Annotated in this window: 13 protein-coding genes and 1 pseudogene; 10 read left to right on the top strand and 4 right to left on the bottom strand. The window is 75.2% G+C overall.

Annotated elements, in window-relative coordinates; translation table 11 throughout:
- The first annotated feature begins 85 nt into the window (after positions 1–85).
- Positions 86–1,342 carry a prolipoprotein diacylglyceryl transferase gene (gene lgt / locus F8274_RS12180; RefSeq protein ID WP_151462407.1) on the top strand — a complete coding sequence of 419 codons (1,257 nt, stop codon included), beginning with the start codon at positions 86–88 and terminating at the stop codon, positions 1,340–1,342.
- 11 nt (positions 1,343–1,353) lie between these two features.
- Positions 1,354–2,541 (top strand): NAD(P)/FAD-dependent oxidoreductase, encoded by a 1,188-nt coding sequence (locus tag F8274_RS12175; protein WP_151462406.1) that lies wholly within the window; start codon positions 1,354–1,356, stop codon positions 2,539–2,541.
- Between the two features lie 58 nt (positions 2,542–2,599).
- On the opposite strand, the gene F8274_RS12170 is transcribed toward F8274_RS12175, so the two are convergent.
- Positions 2,600–3,445, bottom strand: a complete 846-nt coding sequence (locus tag F8274_RS12170; protein WP_151462405.1) for a GNAT family N-acetyltransferase — start codon at positions 3,443–3,445, stop codon at positions 2,600–2,602.
- Between the two features lie 146 nt (positions 3,446–3,591).
- Between F8274_RS12170 and gltB the strand changes: the two genes are divergently transcribed.
- The 4 genes and pseudogenes from gltB to F8274_RS31940 form a co-directional block, all read left to right on the top strand.
- Positions 3,592–8,286: a glutamate synthase large subunit gene (gene gltB, locus F8274_RS12165; protein WP_151462404.1), complete on the top strand. Its 4,695-nt coding sequence runs from the start codon at positions 3,592–3,594 to the stop codon at positions 8,284–8,286.
- On the top strand, positions 8,279–9,787 hold the full coding sequence (locus F8274_RS12160) for a glutamate synthase subunit beta (RefSeq protein ID WP_151462403.1): 1,509 nt from the start codon (positions 8,279–8,281) through the stop codon (positions 9,785–9,787). The genes gltB and F8274_RS12160 overlap by 8 nt, the downstream gene beginning before the upstream one ends.
- A 213-nt stretch (positions 9,788–10,000) precedes the next feature.
- Positions 10,001–11,440: an MFS transporter gene (locus F8274_RS12155; protein ID WP_225853746.1), complete on the top strand. Its 1,440-nt coding sequence runs from the start codon at positions 10,001–10,003 to the stop codon at positions 11,438–11,440.
- Between the two features lie 35 nt (positions 11,441–11,475).
- A pseudogene (locus tag F8274_RS31940) lies at positions 11,476–11,781 on the top strand (hypothetical protein); the annotation flags it as partial.
- Positions 11,782–11,846: 65 nt separating this feature from the next.
- On the opposite strand, the gene F8274_RS12145 reads toward F8274_RS31940, so the two are convergent.
- Positions 11,847–13,382, bottom strand: a complete 1,536-nt coding sequence (locus F8274_RS12145) for a M1 family metallopeptidase (RefSeq protein WP_151462402.1) — start codon at positions 13,380–13,382, stop codon at positions 11,847–11,849.
- 201 nt (positions 13,383–13,583) lie between these two features.
- Here F8274_RS12145 and F8274_RS12140 point away from each other — a divergent pair, with 201 nt between their 5' ends.
- A complete protein-coding gene (locus F8274_RS12140) occupies positions 13,584–14,369 on the top strand; it encodes an SGNH/GDSL hydrolase family protein (protein WP_151462401.1) in 786 nt (261 codons plus the stop codon).
- 89 nt (positions 14,370–14,458) lie between these two features.
- Here the strand turns inward: F8274_RS12140 and F8274_RS12135 are convergent, their stop codons facing one another.
- Positions 14,459–15,919 (bottom strand): MFS transporter, encoded by a 1,461-nt coding sequence (locus F8274_RS12135; RefSeq protein ID WP_151462400.1) that lies wholly within the window; start codon positions 15,917–15,919, stop codon positions 14,459–14,461.
- 282 nt (positions 15,920–16,201) lie between these two features.
- Here F8274_RS12135 and F8274_RS12130 point away from each other — a divergent pair, with 282 nt between their 5' ends.
- Both F8274_RS12130 and F8274_RS12125 read left to right on the top strand, forming a co-directional pair.
- A complete protein-coding gene (locus tag F8274_RS12130; RefSeq protein ID WP_192579802.1) occupies positions 16,202–16,783 on the top strand; it encodes a TetR/AcrR family transcriptional regulator in 582 nt (193 codons plus the stop codon).
- A 90-nt stretch (positions 16,784–16,873) separates the two neighbouring features.
- Positions 16,874–19,546, top strand: coding sequence for a hypothetical protein (locus F8274_RS12125; RefSeq protein ID WP_151462398.1), 2,673 nt, complete (start codon positions 16,874–16,876; stop codon positions 19,544–19,546).
- A 54-nt stretch (positions 19,547–19,600) separates the two neighbouring features.
- On the opposite strand, the gene F8274_RS12120 is transcribed toward F8274_RS12125, so the two are convergent.
- Positions 19,601–21,022: an alkaline phosphatase PhoX gene (locus tag F8274_RS12120; protein WP_151462397.1), complete on the bottom strand. Its 1,422-nt coding sequence runs from the start codon at positions 21,020–21,022 to the stop codon at positions 19,601–19,603.
- Positions 21,023–21,214: 192 nt separating this feature from the next.
- Between F8274_RS12120 and F8274_RS12115 the strand changes: the two genes are divergently transcribed.
- Positions 21,215–23,908, top strand: a complete 2,694-nt coding sequence (locus F8274_RS12115) for an FtsK/SpoIIIE domain-containing protein (protein ID WP_151462396.1) — start codon at positions 21,215–21,217, stop codon at positions 23,906–23,908.
- Positions 23,909–24,305: the final 397 nt, after the last annotated feature.

Raw genomic sequence — 24,305 nt, 5'->3', positions numbered from 1 at the left:
CCGCGCAAACCAGAAGTCATCCGACCCGCGAACCCGGGCGACCGGGGTGCCGCGAGCACGGTCCGCACCGGTACCGTGTGCACCCGTGACCCTCGCCCCGATGACCCCCCTGGCGGCCCTGCCCAGCCCCAGCACCGCCGTCTGGCAGCTCGGTCCGGTTCCGATCCGGGCGTACGCGCTCTGCATCATCGTCGGCATCGTGGTGGCCTGCGTGGTCACCGAGTACCGGCTGCGCCGCCGCGGCGTCGCTCCGGGCGCGGTGCTCGACATCGCCGTCTGGGCGGTGCCCGCGGGCATCATCGGCGCCCGGATCTACCACGTGATCACGTCGCCGGAGAAATACTTCGGCGCCGACGGCCAGCCGCTCAAGGCGTTCGCCATCTGGGAGGGCGGCCTCGGCATCTGGGGCGCGGTGGCCGGCGGCGCGGTCGGCGCGTGGTTCGCCGCCCGGCAGCTGGGCATCCCGTTCGCCGTGGTGGCCGACGCGCTGGCGCCGGGGCTGCCGCTGGCCCAGGCGATCGGCCGGTTCGGCAACTGGTTCAACAACGAGCTCTACGGCGGGCGCACCAGCGTGCCCTGGGGCCTCGAGGTCCACGTCATGGACCCGGACAATCCGGGGCACGCGCTCCGCGACGACGCCGGCAACCCGGTCCTCCAGCCGGGGCTCTACCACCCGGCCTTCCTCTACGAGGCGCTGTGGAACATCGGTGTCGCCGCGCTGGTCGTGGTCCTCGACCGCAAGCTGCGGCTGGGCCGCGGCCGTGCCTTCGCCCTCTACGTGATGGGCTACACGGCGGGCCGGTTCTGGATCGAGTTGATGCGCACCGACGAGGCCAACCACATCCTCGGCCTGCGGCTCAACGTGTGGACCGCGGCGCTGGTCTTCCTCGGCGCGCTGGTGTACTTCCTGCGGGTGCGCGGCCCGCGCGAATACCTGATCCCGGTCGGCGCGCCCGCCACCCCGGTCCCGCCCGCGGGTGGCGACGTGTCCCAGGTCGACCTCTCCGCCCGGGAGGCCGGGGCGCAGCCGGTCGCGCCCGAGGGCTACCGGGTGGTGTCCGAGGAGCAGTTCCGCACGTACCGGGAGACCGGCGAGGTCCCGGCCGAGGAGCCGCCGGCGACCGACGAGGCCGACCCCGACGCGACCGACCGCGACGTGACCGACGCGACCGATCGCGACGAGACCGACGCGACCGACGAGACGGACCGGACTGCGAGCGGCGCGGCCGAGCGGGCCGCGACCGACGCCCAGAGCGCGGAGCGCGAGCCGGCCGGCGAGGCGCGGCCGGACGAGGACCGGGCCGGCGCCGGCGGCGCCCGCCCCGCCGACCGGGACAGCTGAGCGGGGGAGTCATGCGGAGCGCGGTGGTGGTCGGCGCCGGCCTCGGCGGGTTGGCGACGGCCGGGGCGCTGGCCCGGTCCGGTTGGCGGGTCACCCTCCTCGAACGGGCCGACCGGGTCCGTCCGGAGACGACCGCCGTGGTGCTCTGGCCCAACGGGGTACGCGCGCTGCGCGCCCTCGGCCTCGGCGCCGGCCTGGACGCGATCGCCACCCCGCTGCCCGACGGCGGCGTGCGCCGCCCCGACGGGCACTGGCTGGTGCAACCCCGCCCCACGCCGGCGGAGCGGATGCCGGTGGTGGTCCACCGGGAGGACCTGCACGACGCGCTCATCGCCGGGCTGGGCGACCAGGTGGAGCTGCGCACCGGGGTGAGCGTGCGGACGGTGCGGGCGGCTCCCGGCGAACGTCCCGCGGTCGGCGACGGCCGGCACACCGTCGAGGCGGACCTGGTGGTCGCGGCCGACGGCACCGACAGCGAGATCCGCCGGCAGCTCGCCCCGGAGACGGCCGTGGTCAGCTCCGGCTGCGCCGCGTGGCGGGCCGTGATCCCCTGGTACCGGGCCCCGCAGCTCCCCGACGACCAGCCGGTGCACGGCGAGACGCTGGGCGCCGGCTACCGCTTCGTGGCCGCCTCCCTCGGTGACCGGGGCACCGCGGGCGCCTCCCGCCGGGGCGGCATCTACTGGGTGGCCACCGCCGCCGGCGCGCCCCGACCCGAGCCGCCGGAGACCCAGCTGGCCCTGCTCAAGCGCTGGTACGCGGGCTGGCCCGCGCCGATCGCCACGCTGCTCGACGCGACCGACCCGGCGGACCTGGTGCAGCAGGAGATCCGGGAGCTGCGCCCGCTGCCCCGGGCGTACGGGTTCCCGGCCGGGCCGGGCGGCGTGGTGCTGCTCGGCGACGCGGCACACGCCATGCCGCCGCACCTCGGGCAGGGCGCCTGCCTCGCCTTCGAGGACGCGGCCACCCTGTCGGCGCTGCTGCGCGAGTCCCGGCTCCCGGACGCGGTGGCCGGTTACGACCGGCTGCGGCGGCCCCGCGCGGCCACCATGGTGCGGCAGACCCGCCGGATGTCGGCGGTGCTCCAGACCCGGGGCCGGCTGGCGTTGCGCGCCCGGGACGCCGCGCTCGGGACGATCAGCCCGCGGCTGCGCAACACGGCGGCCACGGCCGCCGCCTCCTGGCAGCCGCCGGCCTGACCACGCCGCGCGGGTGCGGCACGGCGCCGTCCCCGACCGACGGTGTGACGGGCGGCCGTCAGCCGATCACGGCGGTGGGCTCGGCGATGCAGGCGGTGCCCACGCGGCGGAAGCCGACCCGCAGGTAGACCCGGGCGATCTCCTCGCTGCCGGCGGAGAGGAAGACCAGGTCGGTGCCGGCGGCGAGCAGCCGGTGGGCCAGGGTGGCGGTCACGGCCGCGCCCAGGCCGCGCCGGCGGGCCGCCGGCAGGGTGGCCACCCCGGCGATCTCCGCGACGTCGCCGACCCGCATGGCCATCCCGCTGGCCAGCGCCCCTTCGTCCGCCGTGCCGGCGAGCACCGAGACGCGCCGGCCGTCGACGATGCGGACCGCCTCCTCGTCGAGGGCGGCCACGTCCAGGCGGGAGACCGCGGCGTCCCGCTCGGCCGGGCCGGCCTCGCCGCGGGCGGTGCCGCCGTGCGAGAAGCCCACCGCGGCGACGGCCCGGCGCAGCGCCACGTCCGCCGCGAAGCCGGGGTCGCGGGGGTCGAGCACCCGCACCGGTACGTCGCTGAACGTCGCCGGGTCGGGCAGGCGGTCGGACTCCAGCACCATGAGCGGCGCCTCCAGCACGTGCAGCCCCGCCGAGCGGGCCACCGCCAGCAGGTCGGGGGTGACCTCGTGCACCCACTCGAACGCCTCCGGCAGGCCCAGTTCCCGCTGCCGGGCCCGGACGGCGGTCACGTCGGCCAGTGCGGGTGCCTCGGTGGCGTCCAGCCGGGGGCGGGCGTAGAACGGCCAACCGGCGCCCTCGCGGACGAACAGCACGAGGGGGCCGTGTTCCTCCGTCCGCGCCCCGTCGCGGGGCACGGCGTCGTAGAAACGCTCCAACCGGTCGAGCACGTCAGTGCGTACGACATCCACCGCGCGAGACTACATGTCCCAGATGCTGGAAGTGTGATCAATCTGAACTGGCCTTGCGCCGGACGCCCTAACGTAGACTCAATAAAACCCCCGAGGGCCGACGTCGTCCCCACCATGTTCCAACCTGAGTGACGACAGGAGGCCCGGTGGCCTTTCCGTACCCTCTCAGCCCCCAGCCGGCCCCGCGGACCACGGGGCTCTACGACCCCGCCCACGAGCACGACGCCTGCGGCGTGGCCTTCGTGGCCGACCTGCACGGGCGGCGCTCGCACGAGGTCGTCGCGAACGGTCTCGGGGCGCTCTGCCGGCTGGACCACCGGGGCGCCCGGGGCGCGGAGCACAACACCGGTGACGGCGCGGGCATCATGATCCAGGTGCCGGACGCGTTCCTGCGCGCGGTCGTCGACTTCCCGTTGCCGCCCGCCGGCCAGTACGCCACCGGCCTGGTCTTCCTGCCCGACGACGACGCGGCCGAGGCCCGGGCCCGCCGGGTGGTGGAGAAGTACGCGCTGGTCGAGGGCGCCGACATCCTCGGCTGGCGGGAGGTGCCGACCGATCCGGCCGGCCTCGGCGAGACCGCCCTCGCGGCGATGCCCCGGGTCCGGCAGCTGTTCCTGGCCGCGCACCGGCTCACCGACGCGCCCGCCGGTGCGGCCGGCTCCCCGCTGACCGGGCTGGACCTGGACCGGGTGGCGTTCTGCCTGCGCAAGCAGGTCGAGCGGGAGACCACCGAGCGGGGCGTGCCGGCCTACTTCCCGTCGCTGTCCGGCCGGACCATGGTGTGGAAGGGGATGCTCACCCCGGACCAGCTCCCGGCGTTCTACCCGGAGCTGACCGACGAGCGGGTGGTCAGCGCGATCGCGCTGGTGCACTCGCGGTTCTCCACCAACACGTTCCCGTCCTGGCCGCTGGCCCACCCGTACCGGTTCATCGCGCACAACGGCGAGATCAACACGATCCGCGGCAACCGGAACTGGATGCAGGCGCGCGAGGCGCTGCTGCGCAGCCCGGACCTGCCGGGCAACATCCGCCGGATCTTCCCGGTGTGCACCCCGGCGGCCTCCGACTCGGCCAACTTCGACGAGGTCCTCGAACTGCTGCACCTGGCCGGGCGGAGCCTGCCGCACGCGGTGCTCATGATGATCCCCGAGGCCTGGGAGAACGACCCGGACATGCGCGCCGACAAGCGCGCCTTCTACCGGTTCCACGCCAGCCTCATGGAGCCGTGGGACGGCCCGGCCTCGGTCGCCTTCACCGACGGCGAGATCGTGGGCGCGGTGCTGGACCGCAACGGGCTGCGCCCGGGCCGCTGGTGGCGGACCGCCGACGGCCTGGTGGTGCTGGGCAGCGAGGCGGGCGTGCTCGACCTCGACCCGGCCACCGTGGTCGCGAAGGGCCGGCTCCAGCCGGGCCGGATGTTCCTGGTCGACACGGTCAACGGCCGGATCGTGCAGGACGACGAGATCAAGACCGAGCTGGCCGCCGCCCGCCCGTACGGGGAGTGGTTGCACGCCGGCATCATCGAGCTGGACGACCTGCCGCCGCGCGAGCACATCGTCTACACCCACGACTCGGTACGCCGCCGGCAGCAGACCTTCGGCTACACCGAGGAGGAGCTGAAGATCCTGCTCGCCCCGATGGCCCGCAACGGCGCGGAGCCGATCGGCTCGATGGGCACGGACACCCCGATCGCGCCGCTGTCCACCCGGCCGCGGCTGCTCTACGACTACTTCCACCAGCTCTTCGCCCAGGTCACCAACCCGCCGCTGGATGCCATCCGCGAGGAGCTGGTGACCAGCCTGGCGTCCACCATCGGCCCGGAGGGCAACCTGCTCGACCCGGGCCCGGCGAGCTGCCGGCAGATCGTGCTGCCGTACCCGGTGATCGACAACGACGAGCTGGCCAAGATCCTCTCCATCGACGAGGACGGCGACCTGCCCGGCTTCAAGGCGGTCCGGGTCTCCGGGCTCTACCGGGTCCGCGACGGCGGCGCCGGCATCAAGGCCCGGCTCACCGAGATCTGCCGGCACGTCTCCGAGGCCATCGAGGACGGCGTACGCATCCTGGTGCTCTCCGACCGGGACTCCAACGCCGACCTGGCCCCGATCCCGTCGCTGCTGCTCACCGCCGCGGTGCACCAGCACCTCGTGCGGGAGCAGACCCGCACCCAGGTGGCGCTCATCGTCGAGTCGGGCGACTGCCGGGAGGTGCACCACGCGGCCGTGCTGATCGGGTACGGCGCGGCGGCGGTCAACCCGTACCTGGCCTTCGAGTCGGTCGAGGACATGATCGCCACGGGCGGGCTGGTCGGCATGGAGCCGGGCACGGCCATCCGCAACTACGTCAAGGCGCTCGGCAAGGGCGTCCTGAAGATCATGTCCAAGATGGGCATCTCGACGGTCTCGTCGTACTGCGGTGCGCAGGTCTTCGAGGCGGTCGGCCTGGACACCCGGCTGGTGCAGCGCTACTTCCGGGGCACCCCGAGCACGATCAGCGGCATCGGGCTCGCCGAGATCCACGCCGAGGTGGCCGCCCGGCACGCGCTGGCCTGGCCGCCCGCGGGCGCCCGGGCGAGCGACCGGCTGGACGTCGGCGGCGAGTACCAGTGGCGCCGCGAGGGCGAGCTGCACCTGTTCAACCCGGAGACGGTCTTCCTGCTCCAGCACGCCACCCGCAGCCGCCAGTACGACGTGTTCCGGCAGTACACCGCCAAGGTCGACGAGCTGGCCGCCCGGGCGGGCTCGCTGCGCGGGCTGTTCACCCTGCGCACCGGGCTGCGCCCGCCCGTCCCGCTGGACGAGGTGGAGCCGGCCAGCGAGATCGTCAAGCGGTTCGCCACCGGCGCCATGTCGTACGGGTCGATCTCGGCCGAGGCGCACGAGACCCTGGCCGTCGCCATGAACCGCCTCGGCGGCAAGTCCAACACGGGCGAGGGCGGCGAGGACGTCGAGCGGCTGCACGACCCGCGGCGCCGCTCGGCGGTCAAGCAGATCGCCAGCGGCCGGTTCGGCGTCACGAGCGAATACCTCGTCAACGCCGACGACCTCCAGATCAAGATGGCCCAGGGCGCGAAGCCCGGCGAGGGTGGCCAGCTGCCCGGCAACAAGGTCTGGCCGTGGATCGCGCGTACCCGGCACGCCACCCCGGGCGTCGGCCTGATCTCCCCGCCCCCGCACCACGACATCTACTCCATCGAGGACCTGGCCCAGCTCGTCCACGACCTGAAGTGCGTCAACCCGGCCGCCCGGGTGCACGTGAAGCTGGTCAGCGAGGTCGGGGTGGGCACCGTGGCGGCCGGCGTGGCGAAGCTCAAGGCCGACGTCATCCTGATCTCCGGGCACGACGGCGGCACCGGCGCCTCCCCGCTCAACTCGCTCAAGCACGCCGGCACCCCCTGGGAGCTGGGCCTGGCCGAGGCGCAGCAGACGCTGCTGCTCAACAAGCTCCGCGACCGGGTCACCGTGCAGGTCGACGGCCAGCTCAAGACCGGCCGGGACGTGCTGGTCGCGGCGCTGCTGGGCGCCGAGGAGTTCGGCTTCGCCACCGCCCCGCTGATCGTCGAGGGCTGCGTGATGATGCGGGTCTGCCACCTCGACACCTGCCCGGTGGGGATCGCCACCCAGAACCCGGTGCTGCGCGAGCGCTTCACCGGCAAGCCGGAGTTCGTGGAGAACTTCTTCCTCTTCCTGGCCGAGGAGATCCGCGGCTACCTGGCCGAGCTGGGCTTCCGCAGCATCGCCGAGGCCATCGGGCACACCGAGCTGCTCGACGTCGCCGGCGCCATCGACCACTGGAAGGGCCACGGGCTCGACCTCAGCCGGGTGCTGCACCTGCCCGAACTGCCCGAGGGCGCGGCCCGGCGCGGCATCCGGGCCCAGGACCACGGCCTGGAGCTGGCGCTGGACAACCAGCTCATCGCACTGGCCGAGCCGGCGCTGCGCGACGGCACCCCGGTCCGGGTCGAGGTGGCGGTGCGCAACGAGCACCGCAGCGTCGGCGCGATGCTCGGCGGCGAGGTGACCCGCCGGTTCGGCGGCGCCGGGCTGCCCGACGACACGGTCGAGTTCCTGCTGCGGGGCACCGCCGGCCAGTCGTTCGGCGCGTTCCTGCCGCGCGGGGTCACCCTGCGCCTGCACGGCGACGCCAACGACTACGTGGGCAAGGGCCTCTCCGGTGGGCGGCTCGTCGTCCGCCCGGACGCCGCCGCGCCGTTCGCCGGCGCGGACGCCGACGCCGGCGGGCGCGCCGAGGACCAGATCATCGCGGGCAACACCATCCTGTACGGCGCCACCGGCGGCGAGGTCTTCCTGCGCGGCCGGGTCGGCGAGCGGTTCGCCGTGCGCAACTCCGGCGCGCTGGCCGTCGTCGAGGGCGTCGGCGACCACGGCTGCGAGTACATGACCGGCGGCACGGTGGTGGTGCTCGGTCCGACCGGGCGCAACTTCGCTGCCGGCATGTCCGGCGGCACGGCGTTCGTGCACCGGCTGGACCGCCGGCTGGTCAACGCCGAGCTGGTCGACCTGTCGCCGCTGGGCGAACAGGAGCGGGAGCGGCTGCACGAGCTGGTCCAGCGGCACTTCGCCGAGACCGACTCGGCGGTCGCCGAGGAGCTGCTCAAGCGCTGGCCGGAGGCGGTAGAGGAGTTCACCGCCGTGGTGCCCCGGGACTACCGCCGGGTGCTGGAGATCATGCGGGCCGCCGAAGCCGCCGGCCACGACGTCGACGACGCGGTGATGAGCGCATTGGCGGCGACAGCCGCCGCCGGGGCTCCGCCGGCGGCCTCCGCCGCGTCCGTGCCGCCCGCCCCGCGGGCGGTCGCCCAGGAGGTGGCTCGTGCCTGACCCGAACGGTTTCCTGCGCTACGACCGGCGGCTGCCCGCCCGCCGCCCGGTCCCGGTGCGGATCATGGACTGGCGGGAGGTCTACCCGCCGGCCGGCGAGGAGCTGATCCGCGAGCAGGCCACCCGCTGCATGGACTGCGGCATCCCGTTCTGCCACGACGGCTGCCCGCTCGGCAACCGCATCCCGGACTGGAACGACCTGGTCCGCACCGGCGGCTGGGACGCCGCCGTGGAGTCGCTGCACGCCACCAACAACTTCCCCGAGTTCACCGGCCGGCTCTGCCCGGCGCCCTGCGAGGCGGCCTGCGTGCTCGGCCTGGGCGGCCAGCAGCCGGTCACCATCAAGCAGGTTGAGGTGGAGATCGCCGACGCCGCGGTGACCCGGGGCGGCCTGCGCCCGCAGCCGGTGCCGGCCCCGACCGGGAGGTCGGTCGCCGTGGTCGGCTCCGGTCCCGCAGGGCTCGCCGCCGCGCAGCAACTCGCCCGCGCCGGTCACGCCGTCACCGTGTACGAGCGGGACGACGCCCTCGGCGGCCTGCTCCGCTACGGCATCCCCGACTTCAAGCTGGAGAAGCGGCACATCGACCAGCGGCTGGCCCAGCTCGCCGCCGAGGGGGTGCGCTTCCGCACCGGGGTGAACGTCGGCGTGGACGTCACCGCCGAGCAGCTCCGCGCCGAACACGACGCCGTGCTGCTCGCCTGCGGCGCGCTCCAGGGCCGGGACACCCCCGAGACGCCGGGGCGGGCGCTGCGCGGCGTACACCAGGCCATGGCGCACCTGGTGGCCGCGAACCGCGTCGTCGCGGCGGCGGGTGCGGGGCGGCCGGCCCCGGCCACGCTCCCGGACGGCACGCCGATCGACGCGGCCGGCAGGCACGTGGTGATCATCGGTGGTGGCGACACCGCCGCCGACTGCCTGGGCGTGGCCCACCGCCAGGGCGCGGCCGGCGTGCACCAGCTCGACCTCTACCCGGAGCCCCCGGCCGACCGGGACGCCGAGCGCGACCCGTGGCCCACGTGGCCGTGGGTGCTGCGCAGCTACCCGGCGCACGAGGAGGGCGGCGAGCGGGTCTTCGCCGTGGCGGTGCAGGAGTTCGTCGACGACGGCACCGGCCAGGTCCGCGCGGTCCGGATCGCCGAGGTGACCGTCGAGAAGGTGGACGGCCGGCGGATCGTCACGGCGCTGCCCGGCTCGGAGCGGGAGATCCCGGCCGACCTGGTGCTGCTCGCCATCGGGTTCGAGGGCACCGAGGAGCAGCCCCTGCTGGGCCAGCTCGGGGTGACCCGCAACGGCCGGGGCGCGGTCGACGCCCGCCCCGACTGGCAGACCAGCGGCGACGGCGTGTTCGTCGCCGGGGACATGCACCGGGGCGCGTCGCTGATCGTCTGGGCCATCGCCGAGGGCCGGGCCGCCGCCGCGGCCATCCACGCGTACCTGGGTGGGGCCGGAACGCTGCCCGCGCCGGTCGACCCGGCACAGCAGCCGCTCGCCGCCCGCTGACCCGGCGCGTCACCGGCACCCCGGTCCCTCCCGGACCGGGGTGTCGTGGCGTCCGGGTCCGGTTCGTGCCCGGGGTGCCCCGGCCGCCCGACCCGGTTCGTGAACCCTCTCACCAACTGTCGTCGGCAGGTTTGACCACGGCCAGACTTGTGCGCTGGCCGGACCCGCGGGGGTCCGGCTTCGTCGTGTCACCGTCTGGACGGGGAAACACTCATGGCCCTCGGCGCCACGTTCGCCGCGCTGCGCCACCGCAACTACCGGATCTGGGCCGCCGCCGGATTCGTGTCGGTCATCGGGACCTGGATGCAGGTCCTGGGCGTCAACTGGTACGTGCTGGCCGAAACCGGGTCGGCCACCTCGATGGGGCTCACCGTCCTGCTCCAGGCGCTGCCCACCCTGGTGCTGAGCGTCTGGGGTGGCGCGTTGGCCGACCGGCTGCCCGCCAAGCCGCTGCTGATCGGCGCCCAGGCCGCCCACGCGCTGCTCGCCGCCGGGCTCGCCGTGGTGGCCCTCACCGGCACCGGCGGTCTCCCGGCGATCTTCGCGATCTCGCTGGCCACCGGCGCGGTGTCGGCGATCGAGGGGCCGGTGATGGGCCGCTGGGCCTCCACGCTGGTGGACCGGGAGAGCCTCGGCAACGCCCTGGCGCTCGGCTCGCTCACCAACTCCGCCGGGCGGATCCTCGGCATGAGCCTCGGCGCCGTCGTGGTCGCCGTGGTCGGCCCCGCGCTGCTCTTCGCCGCGAACTCGGTCAGCTTCGTCGCGGTCGTCGTGGCGCTGTTCGCCGTACGCGAGGGGGAGCGGCACGCCGGCGGGCCGGCGGCGGCCGACCCGGCCTCGGTCGACGGCGGCATCCGGGCCGGTTTCCGCTACCTGAGCCGCCAGCCGGTGGTGCTGGTGGCCCTCGCCCTCTCCTTCGTGCTCGGCAGCCTGGGCCGCAATTACCAGGTCACCATGGCCGCCATGAGCGACGGGCCGCTGCACGGCGGCGTGTCCGGCTACGGCCTGCTCTCCACCGTCTTCGCCGTCGGCACGGTGCTGGGCGCCCTGTTCGCGGCGCGCCGCGCGGACCTCGGCTACGCGGTGCTGGTCGGCGCCGGCCTGCTCGCCAGCGGGTTGCAGATCGTCGCCGGGCTGGCCCCGGGCACGCTGAGCTTCGCCGCGGTGATCCTGCCGGTGGCCGCCGCGGCGGTGGTCATCGACACCACGGTCGGCGCCCGCGCCCAGCTCGACACCGACTACGCCATGCGGGGCCGGGTGCTGGCCGCCCTGGCCGTCACCGGCTCGGTCTCCGCGGCCGTGGGCGCCCCGCTGCTCGGCTGGCTCGCCGAGCACGCCGGCCCCCGCCAGACCCTGGTGCTGGCCGGCACGGTCACGGCGGTCGCCACCGCGGCCGCCGGGGTGGCCCTGGACCGGCTGCGCGAGCGCCGGCTGGCGCACCAGCTCACCCGGGTGCTGGCCGGCGTGTCCCCGGTGGCGCTTCCCGGCGCCGCGGCCGGCGCGCGCCCGGGCACCGGCCGGCTCCGGTCCAGCCGGGCCGCCCGCCCGGCGCAGGACTGCGCGGCCTGCGCGCCCCACCGGGGCCGGCGCCGCTCCCGCTGGACCGACCTGCGGTCGCCGTTCGCGCACCGCGACGGCTGCCCCGCCGCCTGACCCCGGGCCGGGGCCCGGGTCCCGTGAGCGAGGTCATCTCGCACGGGACCCGGCGCCGCGAAGATCGTCACTACGCTGCGGGTATGGACGTCGAGGTGCGCCTGCGGCGAATTCGCCGGTGGCTCTTGGTCGTGGCGGTGGGTCTGTTCCTCAGCGGCGTGACAGCGTTCCCGCTGGAGCTGGAGGTGCGCTGGCTGCTGCAGGCGCTGGACCCCCTCGCCGGGCAGTTCCCGGCGCTGCTGGCCTGGATCGAGCGGGTCCACACGGGACTCGTCGAGACCGGCGAGCGCTACCCGTTCCTGCTCTACGGCACCGACTGGCTCGCGTTCGCGCACCTGGTCCCGTGCCGGCCTGACCCGGCCGGGGCCCGCTCCTGGGCAATGGAGCAGGCCCCGACCGGTGCCGGTCAGTGCTTGAGCAGCCGGTGGGCCTCCTGGATCTTCGTCCAGGACTTCGGCTGGGCCGGGGCGAGCGCCCGGCGCGCGGCGGTGGCCAGCTCGGGGCGCCCGGCGGTGAACAGCCAGGTCGTGAAGACCGCGTCGAGGTCCCGGCCGGAGATCCGCTCGGCGAGTGCCTGGAACTGGGCGATCGTGCCGTTGCCGTAGCGGTGTGCGGCGGTCCAGGCCGGCAGGATCCGGAAGAACGCCTCGTCGCCGACGGCCAGGCGGAGCTGGTGCAGCGCCATGGCGCCCCGGTCGTAGACGGCGTCGTCGAAGATGCTGCCGGCCCCCGGGTCACCGGGAAGCACCTGCCAGAACTCCGAGTCGGCCGGGTAGCTGGCGTAGGTGAAGTCGAACAGCTCCTGGGCGGTGCCCTCGCCCTGCTCCTCCGACCAGAGCCACTCGGCGTACGAGGCGAAGCCCTCGTTCAGCCAGATGTTGCGCCAGTCGGCGACCGAGACCGAGTCGCCGAACCACTGGTGGGCGTTCTCGTGCACCACCACGGACGTGTTGGCGCCGCGCCGCCAGAAGCTGGGGCCGTAGACGGGACGGGTCTGCGTCTCCAGGGCGAAGCCGATGCCGTCGATGGGGCCGGCCACGCCGCCCTGCGCCTCAAACGGGTAGGGCCCGAACACGCCGCTCTCCCAGTCGACGATCTCGGCGGTGCGTTCGATGCTGGCCCGGGCGGCCGGCCCGAGGTCGCCCAGCGTGGTGCTGTACGCATTGGACACCGGCTGCCCGTTCGGCGCGGTGTCGGTGACGATGTCGTACTGCCCGATGGCGAGGAACGCCTGGTAGGTGGCGCCCGGCTTCACGCTGCGCCAGCTCCACCGGGTGCGGTTGCCGGCCTCGGGCAGCGGGGCGCGCGGCTGCACGCCGTTGCTGACCACCTCGAGGCCGGTGGGCACCGAGACGGAGATGTCCCAGGTGGCCTTGTCCTTCGGGTGGTCGTTGCTCGGGAACCACCACCAGGCCGATTCGGGCTCGTTGACGGCGAGGGCGCCGTCGGCGACCCGGGTCCAGCCCGTGTAGCCCTGGACCAGCGTCTCGGACGGGATGCCGGCGTATTTCACCACGACGGTGAGCTGCTGTCCCTTGAGGATCGGCCGGGGCGCGGTGACCGCCAGCTCGTGGACGCCCTCCCGGGCGAAGGCTGCCGACCAGCCGTTGACCCGGACCGACTCGACGCCGAGGAGGAAGTCGAGGTTGAACCGGGACAGGTCCTGGGTGGCGGTGGCCAGGATCGTCGTGGTGCCGCTGAGCCGGTCGGTGGCCGGTTCGTAGCGCAGCCGGATGTCGTAGTGGCCGACGTCGTAGCCGCCGTTGCCGTAGTCGGGGAAGTAGCTGTCGCCCAGCCCGGGGCTGCCCGGGGTCGGGGCGGCCGTCGCGGGCTTCGGCCGGCCCCAGCCCGGTAGGGCGGCCTGGCCGGGGGTGCCGGTCACGACGGTGCCGGCGGTGGTGACGGTCAGGGCGGCGATGGCCGCCGTGAGAGCGCGTCGCACGAGGTGGGCTCCCTCCATCGGGGTGTACGCACCCCAAACCTAATCGACGGCGATGAACGCGTCTGCCCCGGAAGGCGGGCGAACGCTATTCAATTTATGGCAATGTTTCGATACCATTACCGACTAGTAACAAGCACCGACTCCCCTGGCCACGCGCGCGGTCAACGGGCTCCACCACTCCTGTCCCGTGGAGGTCCTGTCATGTCCCGTCGCGTCCGCACCGCCCTGGCCGCACTTCTCGCGGCCGTCCTCGGTGCCGTGCTCGTTCCCGGCGTCGCCCGGGCGGCCACCGTCAACTACGTCGCCCTCGGCGACTCCTACTCCTCCGGCGTCGGGGCCGGCCCGTACGACCTCTCGACCTGCCTGCGCAGCCAGAAGTCGTACGCCCCGCTGTGGGCCGCCGCGCACGGGGTCACCAGCTTCCGGTTCCCGGCCTGCGGCGGCGCGGTCACGGCCGACGTGATCGGCAGCCAGGTGAACTCGCTGAGCACCGGCACCACCCTGGTCACCGTGACCATCGGGGGCAACGACGCCGGCTTCGCCGACGTCATCACGAGCTGCCGCTTCGGCAGCACGTCGAGCTGCGAGAACGCCGTCAACGAGAGCCGGGCCTTCGCCACCACCACGCTGCCCGGGCGGCTCGACAACACCTACGCCGCCATCCGGAACCGGGCGCCCAACGCCCGGCTCGTGGTGCTCGGCTACCCACGGCTGTTCGAGACCGGCTGGTGCGGCCTGCTGGCCATGAGCACCTACAAGCGGACCATCCTCAACAACGCCGCCGACCTGCTCGCCACGGTGATCGCCGACCGGGCCCGGGCGGCCGGGGCCACCTTCGTCGACGCCCGGCCGTTCTTCGCCGGCCACGGCGTGTGCGGCGCCGACCCGTGGATCAACGACGTCAGCGGGCTCATCGAGGCGTACCACCCGGACGCCGACGGCTACCGGTACGGCTACCTGGCGGCGCTGACCGCCGCCATCGGCTGACCCGACGCGACGGCGGCCGGCGGCCCGTACCCGGACCGCCGGCCGCCCCGCCGGAGCCGGGGACGCGGTGGTCCCGGGCTCCGGCCCGATCAGCGCGCCGGCACCAGTTCGCCGGTCAGCTCCGGCTCGGTGCTCCGCGCCGGCGGCCGGCCGTGCCGTGCCCGCGCCGCCCGGCGGCCGGAGGGGACCGCCAGGGCGGCCAGCGCGGCGGCGAGGGAGATGCCGGTCAGCAGCAGGAAGCCCATGGTGAAGCCGGCCTCCCGCGGCAGCCCGCTCGCCTGCGGGTGGGCGGTGATGACGCTGCTGGCCACCGCGGCGCCGATCGCGCCGCCGATGGTGCGGATGTTGGCGTTCATGCCGGTCGCCACGCCGGTCTGGCGGGCCGGCACGCTGGCCACGATGAGGTTGGCCATCGAGGCGAAGGCCAGGCCGATGCCGAGCCCCACCAGGCCGCCGGCCACGCCGATCTCCCAGCGGGTGTCGTGCGCGACCGTCAGCATCGCCGCGGCGAGCACGTTGAACACGGCGCCCGTGGTCAGCTGCGCCTTGGCGGTGAACCGGGCCGCCAGCCGGCCGGCGACGAGGCCGGCCACGAACATGCCGACCAGCATGGGCAGCATGAGCAGCCCGGCCTGGGTGATGCTCGCGCCGAAGCCGTACCCGGCGCTGCGGGGGATCTGCACGAACTGCGGCAGGAAGGCGTAGACGGCGAACATCGAGGCGCCGTAGAGCAGGGCGACCAGGTTGGTCGTCCAGACCGCGGGCAGGCGCATCATCCGCATGTCGATGAGCGGGTTCGCCGAGCGGGTCTCGACCGCCAGCCAGCCGACCAGGAGCACACCGGCGAGCGCCAGCAGGCCGATGACCCGGCCGGACGTCCAGCCCCAGGCGGCGCCCTTGCTCACCGGGAGCAGCAGCGCGACGAGCCAGCCGGAGAGGAGGATCGTGCCCGGCCAGCTGACCCGGCCGGGGGTGCGCACCGGCGACTCGGGCACGAACCGGTGCGCCGCGAGCGCGGTGAGGCCGACGACCACCATGGGGATCCAGAAGAGCCAGCGGTAGCCCAGGGTGGCGACGATGGGCCCGGCCAGCACGACGCCGAGGCCGCCGCCGGCGGCGACGATCGCCGAGATCGCCGCGACGGCCGAGCTGACCCGGGCGGCGGGGAACTCGTCACGGATGATCCCGAAGGAGAGCGGGAAGACCGCGCCACCGATGCCCTGGACGACCCGGGCGAGGATGAGCATGCCGATGTTCGGGGCGACGGCCGCCAGCAGGCAGCCCAGCGCGAGCGCGGCGAGGGAGACGACCAGGGTCCGCTCCTTGCCGACCATGTCGCCGACCCGGCCGAGGACCGGGGTGAAGATCGACGCGGACAGCAGGTAGGCGGTCAGCACCCAGGTCACGGTGTTCTGCGAGGTGTGCAGGTCGTGCTGGATGGTGGGCAGCACCGGGGTGATCAGCGACTGGAGCATCGCGAAGAAGCCGGCGCCGGCGGCGAGGACGAGGAAGGTCAACCGGCGCGAGTCACGCCGGACGGTGTCGATCACGGAAAAGGGCTCCCGTTCGCAGGACGTGGGAAGGGTGTTCCGAGGGCCGCTCGCGCGAGGTGGCGACGGTGGCGGGCCCACGAGGTTTCTCAGCGGATTGCGGGCATGGTGGGACCTCCCGGGTCCGATGTCTGGTTCGCCGACCGCGTGGTGGGTGGGATCGGCGGGGAAAGCCGGAGTACGCTATCCGGAGGCAAGGCTCCGGTCAGTTCCGGAGGGGTGCCTCCACTAACGTAGCGGAGGGGTGCCTCCGTTTGCAAGGGGAGAGGGGTGACGCCCGTCATGGCCAGCGCTGACCAGCTGGGCGAGGTCTTCGCCCGGCGCCCGAAGCGGGCCGACGCCCGCCGCAACTACGACGCGCTGATCGCCGCCGCCCAGGAGGTGTTCGGGGAGTCCGGCGCCGGCGCGTCCCTGGAGGAGATCGCCCGGCGGGCCGGGGTCGGCATCGGCACGCTCTACCGGAACTTCCCGAAGCGACTCGACCTGTTCGAGGCCGTCTACGTCGAGGAGGTGCGCGCCCTCAGCGCCTCCGCCGCCGACCTGGCGGACCGCCCCCCGTGGGACGCGCTGGTCGCCTGGCTGCACCGGTTCGTCGCCTACGTCGGCACCAAGCGGGCCCTCGCCGAGGAGCTGGTGCACGACTCCGCGGTCTTCCGCAGCTGCCGCACCGAGATCTACGCCGCCGGTGAGCCGCTGCTGCGCCGCGCCCAGGAGGCCGGGGTGGCCCGGCCGGACGCCACCTTCGACGACGTGGTGCGGCTGGTCAGCGGGATCATGGCGTACCAGTTCCCCGAGCCCGCCCAGCGCGACCGCGTGCTCGCCATCGCCCTGGACGGCCTGCGCCACCTCGCCGCCCCTCGCTGACCCGGACGATCCACGAGGGACGCACGGGTTCCCCCGCGTTGCGCCGGGTGTCGACAATGGTGCGACACCCGTCGTGGCTCGGAGGTGACGATGCGCGAACCGGCGACCCGGCCCCGGCCCGCCCGGGAGAAACTCCCCGCGGGCGGCCTCGAACTGCTCTCCCTGCTGGCGCGGCTGCTCCGGCGACCCCGCCGCGGCGACCGCCGGCTGCCCCTGCTCTGGCTGGTCCGCCCCGCGGGGGACGGCGTCGTAGGCGCCCTGCTGCGCCGCTTCGTCGGCCAGGGCAACCGGCGCCGCGTGCCGCACGCCGTGCTGGACCTGGCCGCCCGACCGGGGCCCGACGACGTCGCGGGAGTGCTGCGTGAGCTGCACCGGCAGCTCTCCGTGGAGGCGTTCGGGGCGGCCCGGCTCCGGTTCCGGCACTACCCGCTGGCCGACTGGCTCATGCACCAGACCCTGGCCGTCGGCGTGGACGCCGCGGACAGCGGCCGGGCCGCGCTGGTCCACCGCCTGCGCGACTGGCGGGGCCGGCGGGCCGGCGACGACCCGCAGGTGGGCGGCGGTTCGGCCGTCGGCACCGCGCTCCAGGTGCTGCTCTGGCTGTTGCGCCGGGCGATGCCCAGCGTGCTCTTCCGGATCGCCGTCTCCGGCCGGGTGCCGGTGTTCGGACGGCAGTACCGCTGGTTCATGCGGCAGCAGTATCTGGCGCCCCGGCAGTCCGTGACGTTCCTCGGCTTCGCCGAGCGGCTCACCGCCGGCTGGCGCGACGGCGAGCACCCGGCCCAGGTGGAGAAGCTGCTGCTGCACGCCTTCCTGGAGGACCTGCGGCAGGCGTACCGGAGGCGGTTCTGGCGGCCGGGGGACTGGCGGCGGACGGCCTACCCGGTCCTGCTGCTCGACGGGGTGAGCCCGGACAACGTCGGGCACACCCTGGTCCGGCTTTTCGACGAGGTGCGCAACGAGACCGGCCGCAACGACCCGTTGCTGGTGGTGGCGGTCGCCGCCGGCCCGCCCCCGGAGCGGGCCGCGACCCGGCCGGTGGTCCAGGCCGAGGAGGCGTACGAGGAGTGGGCCGAGGCGCTGCCGGAGATCCGGCGGCTGCGCCGCGCCGGCGCCTGGCTCGTGGTGCTGCGGATCGACGGCGAGGACGTCGGCGGCCCGGTGGGCGTGGCCCCGCCCGGGTTGGTCGCGCCGGAACCGCCCTGGTGGTCACGGCGGTTCCTGCCGGCCGCCGTGGTCCTGGTGCTGCTGGCCGGGGTGGCCGTGTGGGCCAACGGTCGGTGGGCGCCGGACTGCCGCCCCTGGCCGACCGACCGGGTGAGCGTGCGGCTGGTCGGCGGCGAGTGCGTCGGCTACAGCGACACCGCCGGCCAGGTCTTCAACAGCGAGCCCGGGCAGGACCGGCTCCGCGCGGTGCAGCGGCGGATCTTCGCGCAGAACCGGGCCGCCGAGGAGGTGTGGCGGCGCAGCGACCACCGCCGGCCCTACCTGACCCTGGTCTACCTGGGCAGCCTCACCGGCAACCGGACCCGGGCCGACGAGGAGTCCTACGTCTCCGAGCGCGAGGAGCTGGAGGGCATGGCGACCGCCCAGTACGCGCTGCTCAAGGAGTCGGCGGCGGCCGACGACGCGGCGCTGCTGCACATCGTGGTGGCCAACGCCGGCCGGCAGATGCGGCACGCCGGCGACGCGGTCCGGCTGCTGGAGGGGCTGGCCCGCGACGACCCGACGGTCCTCGGCGTGGTCGGGCTCGTGGACAGCCGCACCAGCACGGCGTCGGCCCTGCGGGAACTCAACCGGGTCGGCCTGCCGGTGCTCGCGCCCACCCTGTCGGCCGACAAGATGGACGCCAACTCCAGCCTCTACCTGGCCATGTCGGCGCCCAACCGGGAGCAGGCCCGGATGGTCGAGACGTACGCCCGGCAGGTGCTGCGGGTCGGTGAGGCGCACGTCTACTGGACCACCGGCGAGGGCAGCTCGCTGGACGAGGACCTCTACGTCGCCACCCTCGTCGACGGGCTGCGGGAGCGGTTCGGCACTCGGCTCACCCGGCTGGACGAGTGGCGCAGCGGGCGGCGGATGACCCAGGAGTGCGGCTACCAGGGGATGCTCTTCTTCGCCGGGCGCTGGTCGGAGTTCGACGGGTTCCTGCGGGCGCTCAAGGAGTGCGGGGCCGACCCGCCCCGCCACCTGGTCGCCGACGACTCGGTGAACCGCTACATGGCCAACCCGGGGCTGCGGGCCAGCGCCCCGGGCAACCTGCCGGTCACGTACGTGTCGAAGGCCGCCCTGGCCACCTGTGCCGCGCTGCGGGCCGCGCAGGCCCGGCGCGACGACGCCCGGGGCAGCTTCCTCACCTGGATCGGCGCGGAGGACCTGCTCGACCCGCCGCGCTGCCGCGACGGCGCCAACGCGCCCGTCGGCGAGCGGGTCAGCCTCGCCTACGACGCCTCCATGATGGTGGTGCGCGCGCTGGAGAGCCTCGCGGCCCGGCTGCGGCACGCCGACACCGGCCGGCGCTGGGACCCCCGGGCGGTCAACCCGGTGGGGGTGCACGCCGAGGTGCTGCGGCAGAACGCCGCCGGCGGCTACCTGGGGGTGGGCGGCCTCATCCGGTACGCCCCGGACTCCGGCGAGCCGGTCGCCAGGCGGCTGGCGCTGCTCACCGTGGCCCGGGTGCCCGACGTGGCCGCCCCGCCGGTCGAGGTGTTCGCCTGTGGGGTTGCCGACGGCGGCCCCGACCCGGGCTGCCGCCCCGCCTGACGCCGGGACGGCCGGCGGCCCCGTCGAGGAGCGCGCCGGCCGTCACCGTCGGAGTCAGTGCCCGGCGTGGTCCGCGTTGCTCGGCCGGCCCCACGGGCCGGTGATGGCGAAGACGTAGCCGGGGGACTGGATGTTGGCGAACAGGATCTTCCCGTCCGGGCTGAACGTCGGGCCGGTGAACTCGCTGTCGTTGAGCTCGTTGCGCGCCAGCGGGTACGCCTTGCCCTGCTCGGTCACCCCGACCAGGTGGGACACGCCCTCGCCGTCCTCGGCCAGGATCACCCCGCCGTACGGGGAGACGGTGATGTTGTCCGGCCCGTCGAAGTTGCCGTGGTCCGCCTCCGGGTCGGTGTTCACCCCGAAGATGGTCTTCAGCGTCACCGTCTCGGAGCGCGGGTCGTAGAACCAGACCTGGCCGTCGTGCTCGTTGACGCTGCCGTCGTCGTGCCGGGCGAAGCTGGCCACGAAGTACGCGCCGCCGTCGGCCCACCAGGCGCCCTCCAGCTTGCGGCTGCGGGTCACCTCGGCGTCGGTGAACTGCTTGCGCACCGAGACGGTCCGGGCGTCCCGGTCCGGCACGTCCACCCACCGCACCTTGTAGCGGGTGCCCGGCGTGGTGGCCTCCGACAGGTCGGCCACGTGCTGGCTGCCCCGCGAGCAGCTCATCGCCTGGAGGCGGCCGGCGGTGTCCCCGTCCGGGCGCTGGGCGAGCGCCCGCAGCGCGCCCTTGCCGGCCCGGAAGCCGGCCGGCGGGGTCCAGCGGAAGTAGAGGCCGTTGGGGCCTCCCGCGTCCTCGGTCAGGTAGATGGCGTGGGTGTACGGGTCCACCGCCACGGCCTCGTGCGAGTAGCGACCGAGGAACTTCAGCGCCACCGGGTTCTGGTTGGCGGCCCGGTCGTGCGGGTCGACCTCGAACACGTACCCGTGGTCCTTCAGGTACTGCCCGCCAGCCCGCTGCTCGGTCTCCTCGCAGGTCAGCCAGGTACCCCACGGGGTGATGCCGCCGGCGCAGTTGTTGTGGGTGCCGGCCACGCTGACGTACTCGCGCAGCCGCCGGCCGTGCTTGTCCACCTCGATGGTGGTGGTGCCGCCGCGGGCGCCCGGGTCGTAGGTCAGCCCGGCCAGCGCCGGCACCGGGTAGGGCTCGTCGCCGCCGATCTCGTGGTTGTTCACCAGCACCGAGCCCTTCGGCCCGCGGAAGCAGCCGGTGCCGTCCGCGTCGCTCGGGGTGGCCTGCCCGGACTCCAGCAGGGTCGCCCCCGCCTGGGCGACGATGGTGTACGAGAAGCCCGGGGGCAGGGCCAGCAGGCCGGCCGGGTCCGGCACGAGGTCGCCGTAGCCGGTCGCCGGGCGGCACGCGGCCCGGGCCGCCGCCGGGCCGGCGATGGCGTCCAGGCTGCCGGCCACCACGATGCCGAGACCGGCGGCCGCGCCACCGTGCAGCACGGCCCGGCGGGAGATGGGGGAGGAGGTCACGTCGTCGCCTTCCTGTTCACAGCGTTGCTTCGGGACAGAGGCAAGTCGGGCCGGTGGAACGGCGTCCGGCGGGAACGGCCACCGGGGGGTGAACACTGGCCCAACGTCGGGTGCGCGCCGCGTACTGTGCCGGCCCGCCGCGCGTCCGTTAGGGTTCCCTTCGATCGGTACGACGGCGTCGGAGGGCGGACGGTGGGCAGGCTCGCGACGGCGTACCGGCAGGCGGTCGCCCTGCACCGGCAGGCCCTGCGCCGCTGGGAAGCCGCCCGGCGGGCGCTGGCCGCCGCCGGCCCGGCGCCCGTCGGCAGCCCCGAGCTGGTCGCCCGGCTGGCCCGGCTCGGCGGTGAGCTGGCCGGCCCCGTGCCCGGCACCGCCCGCGCCGCCACCCACCCCGTTCCGGTACGCCTCGGCGAGGCGACCACCGTGGACGGCGGCTTCCCCGTGCTGGTGCCGCTGGGCGCGGGCGCCCACCTCGCGATCGACACCGACGCCCGCGACCCCCGGGTGGGCGAGCTGCTGCGGGCCCTGGTGGTGCGGCTGCTCACCGCCGCGCCCGCCGGCACGGTCCGGGTGGCCGGCATCGACCCGGCCGCGTTCGGCGCCGCCTTCCTGCCGCTGCGCCCGCTGCTCGACGCCGGCGCGCTCGGCCCGGCCGCCACCACCGCGGCGGAGACGACCGCCCTGCTCGACGCGGCGGAACGGCACGCCCGGACCGCCCAGCGGGCCGCGCTCGAGGACCGGGACCTGCTGCTGGTCGTCGCCGCGTCCGCCCCGCCGCCGCGCGAGCTGGCCCGGCTCGCCGCGCTCACCCACGCCGGGCCCGCCGCGGCGGTATGCGTGCTGCTGGCCGGCCACCCGCCGGCCGGGCCGGGCGAGACCCCGCCGCTCGGCGCCACCACCCACCTCCGGCTCAACGAGCGGTACGCCCTGGTCGGCGACCCGCCCGGCCGGCCGTTCAGCGCCGACGGCAGCGGCCTGGCCGCCCCGGTCCTGCTCGACGGGGACCCGTCCCACGCGACCGTGACCGCGCTGGCCCGGCGGCTCGGCGAGGCCGTCCGGCGGGCCACCACGGTCACCTTCGCCGACCTGCTGCCGGCCCGGCGCTGGGCCGAGTCGTCCGCCACCGGGCTGCGCACCGTGCTCGGCCGCGCCCGCGAGCCGGTCACCGTGGCCTTCGACGACGCCACCCCGCACTGGCTGGTGGGCGGGCGCACCGGCGCCGGCAAGACGGTGTTCCTGCTCGACGTGCTCTACGGGCTGGCCGCCCGCTACTCCCCGGCCGAACTCCAGCTCTTCCTGCTCGACTTCAAGGAGGGCGTCAGCTTCACCGAGTTCGTGCCCACCGAGCGGGACCCGTCCTGGCTGCCGCACGCCCGCGCGGTCGGCATCGAGTCCGACCGCGAGTACGGCGTGGCCGTGCTGCGCGAGCTGCGCGCCGAGCTGACCCGCCGGGCCGACCTGCTCAAGCGGCACGGCGTCAGCAAGCTCGCCGACCTCCCGCCGAACGCCCGGCCGCCCCGGATCGTCACCGTGGTCGACGAGTTCCAGGTGCTGTTCGCCGGCAACGACCCGCTCGCCCGGCAGGCCGTCGACCTCATCGAGGAACTGGCCCGCAAGGGCCGCTCGTACGGCCTGCACCTGGTGCTGGCCAGCCAGAGCACCACCGGCATCGAGGCCCTCTACGGTCGGGCCGAGGCCATCTTCGGCCAGTTCCCGCTGCGGGTGGCGCTGCCCGGCGGGGGCGGCGTGCTCGACCCGCTCAACGACGCCGCGAAGACACTCACCCTGGGCACGGCCGTGGTCAACACCGCCGGCGGCACGGCCGGCGCGGACACCGACGTCCACTTCCCCGACGCGCACGCCGCCGCGGCCGACCTCAGCGCCCTGCGCCACGAGCTGTTCGCGGCCCGGCCCGCCGGCGCCCGCCGACCCGCCGTCTTCCGCGGCTACGAGACCCCCCGGCTCGCCGACGACCCCACCTGGGCCGGCCTGGCCCCCGGTGCCGAGCCGCCGCTCGCCCTCGTCGGCCGCACCGTCGACGTGGCCGGCAGCCCGGCCGGGTTCCGTCTCGACGCCAGCCCCGGCCGGCACCTGGCCGTGGTGGGCACGGCCACGACCGGCACGGACGTGCTCCGGTCGGCCGCCCTCAGCCTCGCCCGCCAGCACGCCCCCGGCACGGCCCGCTTCCTGTTCGTCCCCCTGGCGCCCGGGACGACCGGCGCCGCCGACGACCTGGCCATGACCCTGGCCGCCGCCGGCCACCCGGTCCGCCGCCTCGACGCGGCCCAGTTGCGCACTCACCTCGCCGAGCTGGCCGGCCCGCCCGTCGTGCCTGCCGCGCCCGCCGTGCCGGCTGTGCCCGCCGTGCCGGGTGTGCCCGCCGTGCCGGGTGTGCCCGCCGTGCCGGCTGTGCCCGCCGTGCCTGCCGTGCCGGCTGTGCCTGCCGGTCCGGGAGGCGCCGGCCCGGGGACTGGACCGGCCGGGCAGCCGGCGTCCGGGCCGGCCACGAACGTCGCCCGGACCTACCTGGTGGTGTTCGGGATGGACGCCGCCGCCGGTGCGCTCGCCGCGGCCGACCCGGAGACGTTCCGCTCCGGCCACGACGACCTGCGGGCGGTGCTGCGCCAAGGCCCCGCACACGGGGTGCACCTGCTCGGCTGGTGGCGCGGCCTGCGCCGGCTCGCCGAGGACCTCGGCGGCAGCCAGAACCGCGACGACGTCGCCTGCCTCGTCGCGTTGAACGTGCCCGCCGCCGACCTCGGGCTGCACCTGGGCGTGCACGACCTCGGCTACGCCCCGCGCGACGGGCGCGCCCTGCTCGTCGACCGGCACGAGCACCGCACCGCCCTGGTCGTGCCCTTCGTCGCCGACGGGGACGAGTCGTGACCGGGTTCGACGAGTACGCGGCCCTGCTCCGCGAGCTCTCCACCCGCCAGCGGGGCGGCGAGCGGGCGATCGCCGCCGAGGCCGAACGCCGGCGTGCCCTCCAGTCCACCGTCGACCAGCTCGGCCGCCGGCTCGCCGCCCAGGGCCAGCGCCTCGACCAGCTCGGCCAGGCCATCAACCTGCCGATGCGGTCGGTCCCGGCCGAAGCCCCGGAGGCGGCGGCCGTCCCGGTCGGCGCCCCACCTGGGGCGGGACCCGTCGGGCCCTCCGCGGGACCGGCCGGTCCCGCTGCGGGATCGGGCGCCCCCGGGTCGGGGTCGGTTGGGCCGGTGGCGGGATCGACCGCGCCTGGCTCGGGATCCGCTTGGCCTGCGGCGGGATCGGGCGCCTCTGGGTC

It is taken from the genome of Micromonospora sp. AMSO31t (assembly GCF_008868175.1).
Classification (GTDB): Bacteria; Actinomycetota; Actinomycetes; order Mycobacteriales; family Micromonosporaceae; genus Micromonospora.
Note: the sequence above shows the minus strand (reverse complement) of the source record. Positions and strands in the feature narration are given on the sequence as shown.

What these genes read in the sequence shown, in the direction of transcription:
- F8274_RS12155 (WP_225853746.1), top strand. Translation starts at nt 10,001, where the DNA reads ATGGCCCTCGGCGCCACGTTCGCCGCGCTGCGCCACCGCAACTACCGG.
- F8274_RS12130 (WP_192579802.1), top strand. Translation starts at nt 16,202, where the DNA reads ATGGCCAGCGCTGACCAGCTGGGCGAGGTCTTCGCCCGGCGCCCGAAG.
- F8274_RS12140 (WP_151462401.1), top strand. Translation starts at nt 13,584, where the DNA reads ATGTCCCGTCGCGTCCGCACCGCCCTGGCCGCACTTCTCGCGGCCGTC.
- F8274_RS12125 (WP_151462398.1), top strand. Translation starts at nt 16,874, where the DNA reads ATGCGCGAACCGGCGACCCGGCCCCGGCCCGCCCGGGAGAAACTCCCC.
- F8274_RS12175 (WP_151462406.1), top strand. Translation starts at nt 1,354, where the DNA reads ATGCGGAGCGCGGTGGTGGTCGGCGCCGGCCTCGGCGGGTTGGCGACG.